Annotated in this window: 10 protein-coding genes; 7 read left to right on the forward strand and 3 right to left on the reverse strand. The window is 67.0% G+C overall.

Annotation, left to right across the window (positions count from 1 at the left end; translation table 11 throughout):
- Window positions 1-47: 47 nt before the first annotated feature.
- The 6 genes from ACGLHS_RS26810 to ACGLHS_RS26835 all read left to right on the forward strand — a co-directional run bounded on the left by ACGLHS_RS26810 (window position 48) and on the right by ACGLHS_RS26835 (window position 7,408).
- A complete protein-coding gene (locus ACGLHS_RS26810; RefSeq protein ID WP_394484746.1) occupies window positions 48-968 on the forward strand; it encodes an ABC transporter substrate-binding protein in 921 nt (306 codons plus the stop codon).
- Window positions 962-2,539 carry a sugar ABC transporter ATP-binding protein gene (locus ACGLHS_RS26815; RefSeq protein ID WP_394485115.1) on the forward strand — a complete coding sequence of 526 codons (1,578 nt, stop codon included), beginning with the start codon at window positions 962-964 and terminating at the stop codon, window positions 2,537-2,539. The genes ACGLHS_RS26810 and ACGLHS_RS26815 overlap by 7 nt, the downstream gene beginning before the upstream one ends.
- Window positions 2,536-3,516 carry an ABC transporter permease gene (locus ACGLHS_RS26820; RefSeq protein ID WP_093053717.1) on the forward strand — a complete coding sequence of 327 codons (981 nt, stop codon included), beginning with the start codon at window positions 2,536-2,538 and terminating at the stop codon, window positions 3,514-3,516. The genes ACGLHS_RS26815 and ACGLHS_RS26820 overlap by 4 nt, the downstream gene beginning before the upstream one ends.
- 172 nt (window positions 3,517-3,688) lie before the next feature.
- A complete protein-coding gene (locus tag ACGLHS_RS26825; protein ID WP_394484748.1) occupies window positions 3,689-4,819 on the forward strand; it encodes an alcohol dehydrogenase catalytic domain-containing protein in 1,131 nt (376 codons plus the stop codon).
- Between the two features lie 13 nt (window positions 4,820-4,832).
- Window positions 4,833-6,359 (forward strand): FGGY-family carbohydrate kinase, encoded by a 1,527-nt coding sequence (locus ACGLHS_RS26830; RefSeq protein WP_394484751.1) that lies wholly within the window; start codon window positions 4,833-4,835, stop codon window positions 6,357-6,359.
- A gap of 311 nt (window positions 6,360-6,670) precedes the next feature.
- Window positions 6,671-7,408 (forward strand): SDR family oxidoreductase, encoded by a 738-nt coding sequence (locus ACGLHS_RS26835; protein WP_394484753.1) that lies wholly within the window; start codon window positions 6,671-6,673, stop codon window positions 7,406-7,408.
- Between the two features lie 27 nt (window positions 7,409-7,435).
- Here the strand turns inward: ACGLHS_RS26835 and ACGLHS_RS26840 are convergent, their stop codons facing one another.
- The 3 genes from ACGLHS_RS26840 to ACGLHS_RS26850 are packed head-to-tail and all read right to left on the reverse strand — an operon-like array spanning window position 7,436 to window position 10,930.
- Window positions 7,436-7,750, reverse strand: a complete 315-nt coding sequence (locus tag ACGLHS_RS26840) for a polyhydroxyalkanoic acid system family protein (RefSeq protein WP_093246427.1) — start codon at window positions 7,748-7,750, stop codon at window positions 7,436-7,438.
- Complete coding sequence (locus tag ACGLHS_RS26845; RefSeq protein ID WP_394484755.1) at window positions 7,743-8,873, reverse strand: aminopeptidase; 1,131 nt, start codon at window positions 8,871-8,873, stop codon at window positions 7,743-7,745. Before ACGLHS_RS26845 ends, ACGLHS_RS26840 begins: the two co-directional genes overlap by 8 nt.
- Entirely contained in the window at window positions 8,870-10,930 is a 2,061-nt protein-coding gene (locus tag ACGLHS_RS26850; protein ID WP_394484757.1) for a molybdopterin-dependent oxidoreductase, read from the reverse strand. Before ACGLHS_RS26850 ends, ACGLHS_RS26845 begins: the two co-directional genes overlap by 4 nt.
- A gap of 51 nt (window positions 10,931-10,981) precedes the next feature.
- Between ACGLHS_RS26850 and ACGLHS_RS26855 the strand changes: the two genes are divergently transcribed.
- Window positions 10,982-12,109 carry an ABC transporter substrate-binding protein gene (locus ACGLHS_RS26855; RefSeq protein ID WP_394484759.1) on the forward strand — a complete coding sequence of 376 codons (1,128 nt, stop codon included), beginning with the start codon at window positions 10,982-10,984 and terminating at the stop codon, window positions 12,107-12,109.
- The last annotated feature ends 46 nt before the right edge of the window (window positions 12,110-12,155 follow it).

Below are 12,155 nucleotides of genomic sequence, written 5' to 3' on the forward strand. Positions count from 1 at the left end.
CCTCAGTCCATCAGCCAGCCAGTCACAAACCCAAGGAGACAGCCACCATGAAGAACATCCTCAAAGCCACCGCCCTCACCGCCGCACTGCTGTGCGCTGCATCCGCCGCGCAGGCGCAGGCACCGAAGCCGCCGCTGCGCATCGGCATGACCTTCCAGGAACTGAACAACCCCTACTTCGTGACGATGAAGCAGGCGCTGGAAGAAGCCGCCGCCAGCATCGGCGCCACCGTGGTCACCACCGACGCGCGGCACGACGTGGCCAAGCAGATCGGCGACGTGGAAGACATGATCCAGAAGAAGGTCGACATCCTGCTGCTGAACCCGACCGACTCCACCGGCGTGCAGTCGGCCGTGCGCTCGGCCAAGAAGGCGGGGCTGATCGTGGTGGCGGTCGATGCGAATGCGCAGGGCCCGGTCGATTCGTTCGTGGGCTCGAAGAACACCGACGCGGGCCGCCTGGCCTGCGAGTACCTTGCCAAGAACATCGGCGAGAAGGGCGACGTGGCGATCCTCGACGGCATTCCGGTCGTGCCGATCCTGGAGCGCGTGAAGGGCTGCCGCGAAGCGCTCGCCAAGTACCCCGGCATCAAGGTCGTGAGCACGCAGAACGGCAAGCAGGAGCGCGCCACCGCGCTCACCGTGACCGAGAACATCCTGCAGGCCAACGGCAACCTGAAGGGCATCTTCAGCGTGAACGACGGCGGCTCGATGGGCGCGCTCGCCGCCATCGAGGCCAGCGGCAAGGACGTGAAGCTCACCAGCGTCGATGGCGCGCCCGAGGCCATCAAGGCCATGCAGAAGCCGGGCTCCAAGTTCATCGCGACCACCGCGCAGTACCCGCGCGACCAGATCCGCCTGGCCATCGGCATTGCGCTGGCGAAGAAGTGGGGCGCCAACGTGCCGGCCGCCGTGCCGGTCGACGTGAAGCTGATCGACGCCGAAGGCGCCAAGACCTTCAGCTGGTAAGTAAGCCGCGCGAACAAGCGACAGGCAAACAAGCAAGCAAGCAGGCAGGCAAGCCCGTGACCACGAACGACAACGCCGAGATGCTGCGGCTCGAAGGCGTCTCCAAGAGCTTCCCCGGCGTGAAGGCGCTCGCGGGCATCGAGCTCTCGATCCGCAAGGGCGAGGTGCATGCGCTGCTCGGCGAGAACGGCGCGGGCAAGTCGACGCTGATGAAGATCCTCGGCGGCATCTACCAGGCCGACGAGGGCCGCATCTTCATCGAAGGCAGCGAGCGCAGGTTCGCGGGCTACAACGACGCGATCGCGGCGGGCATCGGCATCATCTTCCAGGAGTTCAGCCTGGTGCCTTACCTGAACGCAGTCGAGAACATCTTCCTGGGCCGCTACCTGAAGAACCGCTTCGGCCTGATGGACAAGGCGGCGATGAAGCGCTCGGCCCAGCAGCTCTTCGACGAGCTGGGCGTGCAGATCGACCTCGGCGTTCCGATCTGCCGGCTCTCGGTGGCGCAGCAGCAGTTCGTGGAAATCGGCAAGGCGCTGTCGCTGAAGGCGCGGCTCCTGGTGCTCGACGAGCCGACCGCCACGCTCACGCCGAACGAGGCCGGGCACCTGTTCAAGATCATGCGCGAGCTGCGTGCCAGGGGCGTGGCGATGATCTTCATCTCGCACCACCTGGACGAGATCTTCGAGGTGTGCGACCGCATCAGCGTGCTGCGCGACGGGGCCAATGCAGGGCATGCGGACGTGGGTGCAACGAACGTGGATGCGCTGGTCGAGATGATGGTGGGCCGCCGCATCGAGCACAACTTTCCGCCCAAGCCGCAGCCCGCGCCGCGCGGTCGCAAGGTGCTCGAAGTGCCGGAGATCCAGCTTGCCAAAGGCGGGCCGGTCAACGCCTTCGACCTGCACGAAGGCGAGATCCTCGGCTTCGCGGGGCTGGTGGGTTCGGGCCGCACCGAACTCGCGCTCGGGATGATGGGCGCCGACCGCGTGCATCGAAAGACCGTCCTGCGCAACGGCAAGCCTGTGCGCCTGAACGACCCGACGCAGGCGCTGGAAAACGGCATCGGCCTGCTGCCCGAGAGCCGCAAGGTCGAGGGGCTCATCACCGACTTCACGATCCGCTTCAACATCTCGATGAACAACCTGGGCAAGCACCGTCATGCGGGGCTGGTGAGCCAGAAGTCGGAGAAGCAGTCGGCCAGCGAGCTTGCGAAGCGCGTGGGCGTGAAGGCGCCCGACATCGAGACCCGCGTGGCCACGCTCTCGGGTGGCAACCAGCAGAAGGTGGTGATCGCGCGCTGGCTCGGCCACGCCTGCGAGGTGCTGATCTTCGACGAGCCGACGCGCGGCATCGACGTGGGCGCCAAGGCAGAGATCTACGGCCTCATGCGCGAACTGACGCAACAGGGCAAGGCCATCGTGATGATCTCGAGCGAGCTGCCCGAGATCGTCGGCATGTGCGACCGCGTCGCCGTGTTCTCGGGCGGGTCCATCGTGGCCACGCTCGAGGGCGACTCCATCAACTCCGGCGACATCATGCGCCACGCAACGACAGGGGGCCCGCAATGAATGCCACCGCCACTCACCCCACGCCACCAGCGCCCGCCGGCGGGTTCTTCACCCAGCTGCGCCGCTCGACAGCCTTCCTGCCGCTGGTGGGGCTGGTCGCGATCTCGGTCTTCATGATCGTCGCGACCGACAACTTTCTCTCGTGGGGCAACCTGCAAAACATCGCGCTGCAGTCGTCGATCAACGCGATCATCGCGGTCGGCATGACGGCCGCGATCCTTACCGGGGGCATCGATCTTTCAGTGGGCGCGGTGGTTGCGCTGTCGGGCACGCTGGCCTCGGGAATGATGGTGCAGTTCGGCCTTCCGCCGATGCTTGCCGTGCCGCTGGGGCTGGCCGTCGGCGTGGTGATCGGCCTGTTCAACGGCTACTGCGTGGCCTACCTGCGCATGCCGCCGATCATCGTGACGCTGGCCACCATGGGCATTGCGCGCGGCATCGCGCTGATCTACACGGGCGGCTACCCCATCGACGGGCTGCCCGATTCGTTCGCCTTTCTCGGCGGCGGCGTGCTGGCGGGCATCAAGGTGCCGATCCTCATCATGCTGGCGACGTACCTCGTGGCGTATGTGCTGCTGAACATGGCGCCGTTCGGCCGTTACGTGTATGCCATCGGAGGCAATGAGGAAGCCACGCGGCTGTCGGGTGTGCGCGTGTCGCGCTACAAGCTGCTGGTGTATGCGCTGAGCGGCCTCACCGCGGCCATCGCCGGCATCGTGCAGGCGGCGCGCGTCACGAGCGGACAGCCTGGCGTGGGCGTGGGCTTCGAGCTGGATGCGATCGCGGCGGTGGTGATGGGCGGCACGTCCATCGCCGGCGGCCGCGGCGCCATCGTCGGCACGCTGGTTGGCGCGCTACTGCTTGGCGTGCTGAACAACGGTCTCAACATGATCGGCGTGTCGCCGTACCTGCAATTGATCATCAAGGGCGGGATCGTGTTGCTCGCGATCTTCATCAGCCGGGAAGCCAAGCGCTGACCCCTCTTTCCTTCCGTCTTGCTCCTTCCCCCTCTGGGGGAAGGCTGGGATGGGGGCAGGCAGAGCGTGCCCATTGGCAACGCCGCTTGCCCCCACCCCTGCCCTCCCCCAGAGGGGGAGGGAGAAAAACCAAAAGCCAAAACCCAACACACCCTCCGACCACAAGGACCCCATGTCGTACCAAAAACTCCAGCCCAACGCCTCGGGTGCCATCGGCGAACTCGCCGCCATGCAGGCCGTCGTCTGCCACGGCCCCAAGGACTACCGCCTCGAAACCGTGGCCATGCCCACCATCGGCGCGAACGAACTGCTGATCTCCATCGCCGCCTGCGGCATCTGCGCCTCGGACTGCAAGTGCCACTCGGGCGCGAAGATGTTCTGGGGCGGCGACGGCCAGCCTTCGTGGGTCAAGGCTCCGGTCATTCCAGGCCACGAGTTCTTCGGCTACGTCGAAGCGCTTGGCGAAGGCGCAGCCGAGCACTTCGGCGTGCAGAAAGGCGACCGCGTGATCGCCGAGCAGATCGTGCCCTGCGGCAAGTGCCGCTTCTGCACCTCGGGCAAGTACTGGATGTGCGAGGTGCACAACATCTTCGGCTTCCAGCGCATCGTGGCCGATGGCGGCATGGCCGACTACATGCGGCTGCCGCCGACCTCGCGCGTGCACAAGATCCCCGACGGCATCTCGCTGGAAGACGCGGCCATCATCGAGCCGCTCTCGTGCGCGATCCACACGGTGAACCGCGGCGACATCCAGCTCGACGACGTGGTGGTGATCGCAGGCGCCGGCCCGCTGGGCCTGATGATGGTGCAGGCCGCGCGTCTGAAGACGCCGAAGAAGCTGATCGTGATCGACCTCGTGCCCGAGCGCCTCGCACTTGCCGAACAGTTCGGCGCCGACGTGACCATCAACCCCAAGACCGAGAACGCCGACGCCATCGTCAAGGGCCTGACCGAAGGCTACGGTTGCGACGTGTACATCGAGACCACCGGCGCGCCCATCGGCGTGACGCAGGGGCTGGAGATGATCCGCAAGCTCGGCCGCTTCGTCGAGTTCAGCGTGTTCGGCTCGGAGACCAGCGCCGACTGGTCGATCATCGGCGACCGCAAGGAGCTGGACGTGCGTGGCGCGCACCTGGGGCCGTACTGCTACCCCATCGCCATCGACCTGCTGGCGCGCGGCCTCGTCACATCGAAGGGCATCGTGACGCACGACTTTCCGCTGACCGAATGGGAACGCGCCTTTGCGCTGGCAAACTCGCTGGATTCCATCAAGGTGCTGCTCAAGCCGCAGCCCAGATCCTGAGAGACGGCCAACCATGAAATACGTGATCGGCATCGACATCGGCACGCAGAGCACCAAGTGCCTGCTGGTCGGCATCGACGGCAAGGTGCATTCGCAACACAGCGTGGCCTACCAGCCCGAAACGCCGAAACCGTTGTGGGCGCAACAGGATTGCGCGGTGTGGTTCGACGCGGTGTGCGAGAGCGTTCGCACCTGCGTCGCGCAAAGCGGCATCGCACCTTCGGACATTGCCGCGATGTGCGTGAGCAGCCTCTACGGTGGCGCGGGCATCCCGGTGGATGCGGCCATGCAACCGCTGCACCCCTGCCTGATCTGGATGGACCGGCGCGCCACCGCCGAGGTCGCGTGGGTGAACGCGAACGTCGATGTGCCGCGCCTCGAAGCCATCACCGGCAACGGCGTTGACAGTTATCACGGCTTCACGAAGATCCTGTGGATTCGCGAGCAGTTGCCCGAGGTGTGGGCCAAGACCGCGTACTTCCTGCCGCCCAACAGCTACATCAACTGGCGCCTGACCGGCGAGCTTGCGGTCGATCACAGCTCGGCCGGCAACATCGGCGGCGTGTACGACGCGACGCGGCGCCGCTGGTCGAGCGAAGCGCTCGACATGCTCGGCATTCTGGCGCGCATGATGCCGCCGCGCCTTGTCGAGTCGAGCGACATCGTGGGTGGCCTCAGCGCGGAATGGGCCACGAAGCTCGGCCTTGCCGAAGGCATGCCGCTGATGGCGGGCGGCGTCGATGCGGCCGTGGCCACCTTTTGCGCGGGCGTCACCGGCAGCGGCGACCACGTGGCGATGATCGGCACCAGCATGTGCTGGGGCTTCGTGAGCCCGACGGTCGATGCGCGGCACAAGCTCATCACCATGCCGCATGTGTACCGCGGCGCCGACCGCAGCTATGTGTTCGGCGGTGCGATCACGGCGGGGGCGGCCATCACCTGGTTCAAGGACACCTTCTGCCAGGCCGAGATCGCCGAGGCCGCGCGCACCGGCGAAGATGCGCACGCGCTGATCGAGCGCAAGGCCGTCGACGTGCCGCCCGGCGCGGAAGGGCTGGTCTTCCTGCCCTACCTGATGGGCGAGCGCAGCCCGATCTGGGACGCGCAGGCCAAGGGCGCGTTCATCGGCCTGTCGCTCGCGCACAGCCGCGCGCATCTGTATCGCGCGGTGCTCGAAGGCGTGAGCTTCGCGCTGCAGCACAACATCGAGGCCGGCCGCCAAAGCGGGCAACCGCTGGACGACCGACTCATTGTGGTCGGCGGCGCCGCGCATTCGGACCTGTGGATGCAGATCGTGGCGGACATCACCGGCTACCCGGTATTCACCATCGAGGAAGAAGTCGAAGCAGCGCTGGGTGCGGCAATGCTTGCTGCGCTGGGTGCGGGGCTGGTCGATGCAGCAACGGCCGAGCGCGGCTGGGTCACGCTGGTGGAACGGGCGCGGCCGGCGCCTTCAGCGCAGGCGGTGTATCGCGAGCGCTTCGATATCTACAAGTCGCTTTACCCCGCGCTGCGGGATGCGATGCATCGGCTGAAATGAACTCCGTCCATTCGATTCGGGGCGCTGCCGTTCAGGGCGCGCTCACGCCGACGGTGTGCTCTGCTCCGCGAATGTCCCCCGGGGCTGCGCCCCTCTTCCTTTATTTCGCTGCGCAGAACACACCATCGACGTGATCGATGGACACGGCCGTTGATCGGCCAGCACAACCGCAGCGCTCATGTGCGAATGGCATCGGGTGCTCCCCGCAGCGAAATAAAGGAGGAGGCCGCAGGCCGGGGGACATTCGCGGAGGGGAGTACCCGATGTCATTCGCACACGCCCCGAACACAACACCTCACAGACCCACCGACATGACCACCTCCTTCGACTTCTCCGGCAAGCGCGCACTCGTCACCGGTGCGAGCAGCGGCATCGGCCGCGCGGTAGCGGTACGACTCGCGCAATCGGGCGCGCAGGTCACCGCCATAGGACGCAACGCAGCCGCACTGGATGCGCTGCAGGCCGAAGCCAGCTGCACGCCACTGGTGCTCGACGTCGCCGACGCCCCCGCACTGGAACGCGCCCTCGCCGCGCTGCCAGCCTTCGACCTCGTGGTGAACTGCGCCGGCATCGCCCTGCTCGAATCGGCACTCGACCTGAAGGCCGAGAACTTCGACGCCGTGATGGCCGTCAACGCGCGCGCCGCCGCTCTGGTGGCCTCGCGCTGCGGCAAGGCCATGATTGCGGCCGGCGTGCGCGGCAGCATCGTCAACGTGTCGAGCCAGGCCGCGCTGGTCGCGCTCGACGCGCATCTTTGCTATTGCGCATCGAAGGCCGCGATGGACGCGATCACGCGCTCGCTGTGCCTCGAATTCGGGCCGCACGGCATTCGCGTGAACAGCGTGAACCCGACCGTCACCCTCACGCCCATGGCCGAACAGGCCTGGGCCGATCCGGTCAAGAGCGCGGCGGCGATCCGGGGCATTCCGCTGGGCCGCTTCGCACAGGTGGAAGAAGTGGTCGCGCCCGTCCTGTTCCTGCTGAGCGACGGTGCGTCGATGGTCAGCGGCGTGGCGCTGCCGGTAGACGGCGGCTACACCATCGTCTGAAAAAAGAGGGAAGGAAAGAAAAGCCGCTCAGGCAAAGCGACTGCCGCCCTGCGGCGCGTCGAGCAGCGCATCGAGGTTACGCGTGATCTTCTGTTCGATCTGTTCGCTGAAGCTGCTGAACAGAAAGCCCAGCGTGGCATCGAGCGTGAAAGTGCTGGCCGTGACCTCGACCGTGCCGTCGATGCCGGCGCGGGTGAACTGCGCGGTGTCGCGGTCCTTGCCTTCGGTGTAGGCGCACTCGAGGCCGAACTCCTGCTCGGCCTGTTGCACCCATTGGCGCGCGACTTCGCGGGCGCCGGCAATGCCCAGCGTGTGGTTGCGTTCGATATGGATGTCAGGCACCGTGATCTCCGTTTTTGTCGTTGTGGTCGCTGTGGGTTTGCAGGATACCGGTGGCCGCCTGCAGCGCGCTGCGGCGTTCTTCCTCGGTCGGCAATCTGGAAATGCGCCGGACCTCAGTGTAGAAGCGCGGCCAGTCGTGGCCTTCGCGCTCGAAAAGTTTCTCGAAGCTGGGCACCAGGTCGTCGTAGGCGCCCTGCGCACCGAAGGCCGCGTTGTTCGCCCGCGCCACCCAGCCGTCGTAGGCGCCCTGGCGCGGACCCGGCCAGCCTTCGCGCAGCTTGGCATAGCGCGCGCGAAAGTCCGCCATGGCGGCCTGCTTCATGACCTCCACCGCAGCCCAGTCCTTGGCCTTGGCTTGCGGCGATTCGTAAACCTGCGTCAGCGCGCGGCGGGTGTTGAGCGCAAGCGCCCGGAAGTCCTGGCGTTGCGCGTCGAACTGGCTGTATTCGCGGCGGGCCGCCTCGCCGGCTTCGCGCTGCAGCCACATCGCGCCGCCGATGCGCTCGACCGCCGTGGCGTACGACTCGTTGAACACCGTGTCGCCCGCCACGTAGAGCACCTGGTGCGCCAGTTCGTGGAACACGATGCGCGCGAGCTCGCCCTCGGGGTAGCCGATGAAGGTGGACAGCAGCGGATCGCCGCCGGCCCAGTTCATCCAGCCCAGCGTGGAGTACGCGGGCACGGGGTACACCGCCACTTCCATGTCGAGCTTTTTCTGCGCCTCGGCTTCGGCCTTGGCCGCGGCCTCGTCGTAGTAGCCGCGATAGCCCACGCAACCTGCAACCGGGAAGCACCAGCTCTTGAGCGTGAGCGAATACGGCGGCGCGGCCACCACGTTCCACACGGCGGCGGCGCGGTGCAGGTCGGCGTACGACTTGTAGCTGGGGTTGTCGGGCAGGCCCAGCTCGGTCACCGCGAAACGGCGGATGCGCTGCGTGAGTTCGAGCTTGGCCTTGAGCTGCGCCGACACGGCCGGGTCGGCCAGCCATTCGGGCACGGGCTTGGCGGCCCGCATGATGCCGATGTGGCCGCTGGCCGATTGCCAGTAGTACCCAAGGTCGGCGCAGCCGGAGAGCGACAGCAGCGCCGCACCGGCCAGCGTCAAGGCGAACAGGGGCCTCATGCTTTTTCGACTTGCACCAGACAGTCGTAGAAGGTGGGTCCGCGGCCGATGTCGGTCAGGCGCTGGCTGGTGAGTTCGTTGACGTTGGTGCCGTCCACGCCGAGCTTGCGCCACCAGATGCCCATGCCGTGCACCACGCCCTGCCGCGCACGGCGCGAGACCTCGGCGCGGCAACGGTGCTCGCCGCGCTTGTTGAACACGCGCACCATGGCGCCGTCTTCGATGCCGCGCGCGGCGGCGTCGGCCTCGTGGATTTCGAGCAGCGGCTCGACCTCGATGGCGCGCAGGCTCGTCACGTTGACGAAAGTCGAGTTGAGGAAGTTGCGCGCGGGCGGCGAGATCATTGCGAGCGGGAACTCGGTCGAGCTGCCGGCCGGCTCCCAGTTGGGCACATGGTCGGGCAGGCCGTCCATGCCCATGGCCTGCAGGCGCCCACTGAAGAATTCGCAGCGGCCCGAAGGCGTGGGGAACCTGCCTTCGGCAAAAGGCGCATCGGGCAGCTTCACGCTGGTGAAGCCCTGCGCGAGCAACTGCGAAAAATCGATGCTGTCTTCGGCAAAGGCGGTGCGGCACAGCGACTCGTCGCTCTCCGAGAAGCAGGGCTCGTCGAAGCCCATGCGGCGCGCCAGCTCGCGGAACACCCAAGCGTTGCTGCGGGCCTCGCCGCGCGGCGCCACGGCCGGGCGGTTGAGCAGCACGTCGGTGTGGCCGTAGCTGCAGTGAATGTCCCAGTGCTCCAACTGCGTGGTAGCGGGCAGCAGGTAGTCGGCGTAGTCGGCGGTGTCGGTGCGGAACTGCTCCAGCACCACGGTGAAGAGGTCTTCGCGCGCGAAGCCCGCTGCCACCTTGGCCGACTCGGGCGCCACGGCCACGGGGTTGCTGTTGTAGACCACGATGGCCTTCACCGGCTTGGCGGTGTCGAGCAGCGCGTCGCCGATGGTGCTCATGTTGATGGTGCGCGGCCGGCGGCCGGCCATCAGGTCGGGCCGCTGCAGCGCAGCACGATCGACCGGGTAGTGGCCCGAGCTGCTCAGCAGCAGGCCGCCTGCGCGGTCGCGCCAGGCACCGACCAGTGCGGGCAGGCAGGCGATGGCGCGGGCCGCGTTGCCGCCGCCGCGCACGCGCTGCATGCCGTAGTTCAGGCGGATCGCGGCGGGCTTAGTGGTGCCATAGGCCTTTGCCAGCGCCGCGATCTGTTCTTCGGGCACGCCGCAGACTTGCGCCGCGCGCGAAGGCGGCCACTGCAGGGCACGCTCGCGCAGTTGCTCCCAGCCCAGCGTGTAGCTGGCGATGTAGTCGTGGTCGAGCCAGTCGTGCACGATCAGCTCGTGCATCAGCGCCAGTGCCAGTGCGGCGTCGGTGCCGGGCAGCAGCGCGATGTGCTCGTCGCACTTGTCGGCGGTTTCGGTCTTGCGCGGGTCGATGCACACCAGCCGTGCGCCGGCGCGCTTGGCGGCCTGCGCATGGCGCCAGAAATGCAGGTTGCTGGCGATGGAATTGCTGCCCCAGATGAGGATGAGCTTCGCCTCGGCGAAGAACTCGATCCGCATGCCGACCTTGGCGCCCAGCGTGTAGACCATGGCCTCGCCACCGGCCATCGAGCAGATCGTGCGGTCCAGCAGCGTGGCGCCCAGCTTGTGGAAGAAGCGCCGGTCCATCGATTCGCCCTGCACCAGGCCCATGGTGCCCGCATAGCTGTAGGGGACAATTGCTTCAGGATTGCCCTGCAATGACCGAAGATGCGCGGCGATGTCATCCAGAGCGGCATCCCACGACACCGGCTCGAACTGGCCGCTGCCCTTGGGGCCGACGCGCTTGAGGGGCTGCACCAGCCGCTCGGCATGGTCGTTGCGTTCGATGTAGCGCGACACCTTGGTGCATAGCACGCCGCCCGTGTGCGAGTGGGCGGCATTGCCCTGCAACTTCACGGCGACGCCGTCCTTGACGGTGGTCACCAGCGCGCAGGTGTCCGGGCAGTCATGAGGGCAGGCCCCCAGCACGGTGGAGGTGACGGGCTGGGGTGCTTCTTCGAGCAAGGTATCCGGTGCGTGGGCCATCGGCCGAGTCTAATTTGTGCGCAAGCCAGAGCGCGGAGGGAGGTTTTCACGATGTTGAATCGCAGGCGTTTTTCCTTGACCGTCGGGGCGGCCGCCACGCTGGGCGGCTTCGGCATTGCACAGGCGCAGAGCGAGGCTCCGCTGGTGCTGGGCCAGTCGGCACCGTTCACCGGGCCGGCGGCGCAACTGGGCATCCAGTTCCACCAGGGCGCCAAGCTGTTTCTCGACCAGTACAACGCGCAGCCGGGCCAGCGCGACGTGGTCATCAAGAACCTGGACGACGGCTACGAGCCCGACCGCTGCGCCGCCAACACCCGCAAGCTGATCGAGGAAGACGTGTTCGCCCTGTTCGGCTACATCGGCACGCCGACCAGCCTGGCCGCGCTGCCCTTGGCGGTGAAGGACAAGGTGCCGTTCATCGCACCGTTCACCGGCGCGATGTCGCTGCGCGAGCCTTTTCACAAGAACGTGTTTCACCTGCGCGCGTCGTACAACGACGAAACGGCGTTGATGGTGAAGCACCTCACCCACCTGGGCCTGAAGAAGATCGCGGTCTTTCATCAGAACGACGCCTACGGCAAGGCCGGGCTCGACGGCGTGACGCTGGCGTTGTCGCAGCAGGAGCTGAAGCCGGTGGCGCTGGCCACGGTGGAGCGGAACTCGTCCGACGTGGCGCAGGCGGTGAAGACGCTGGTGGCGGCGCGGCCCGACGCGGTGGTCCAGGTCGGCGCCTACAAGGCGTGCGCGGCCTTCATCCGCGAGGCGCGCAAGGCGGGCTACGGCGGCAGCTTCATCAACCTGTCTTTCGTCGGCACGCAGGCGCTGGCCGATGAACTGGGCAAGGAAGCCGCGGGCGTGATGGTGACGCAGGTGGTGCCCTCGCCCTACAACCCGGCCAACGCAATCACGCGCGAATTCGCCGAGGCAGTGCGCAAGGCGGGCGGCGGCGCCAGCGCGAACTTCTCGAGCATGGAAGGCTATCTGGCCGCGAAGGTGCTGACGGAGGGGCTGCGCAAGGCCCCGGGCAAGGCCACGCGGGATGGGCTGGTCGCGGGGCTGGAGAGCATCGACCGCCAGCAGTTCGGCGGCTTCGAGGTGTCGTTCTCGCCGAAGAACCATGTGGGCTCGAAGTTCGTCGAGCTGTCGATGCTGACGGGGGACGGGCGGGTCAGGACTTAGCGGTCAGCGTTGTTCGGGGCGTGTGCACAGGACACCGGACACGATG

The sequence above is a fragment of the Variovorax sp. VaC1 genome (assembly GCF_043658315.1).
Taxonomy (GTDB): domain Bacteria; phylum Pseudomonadota; class Gammaproteobacteria; order Burkholderiales; family Burkholderiaceae_C; genus Variovorax.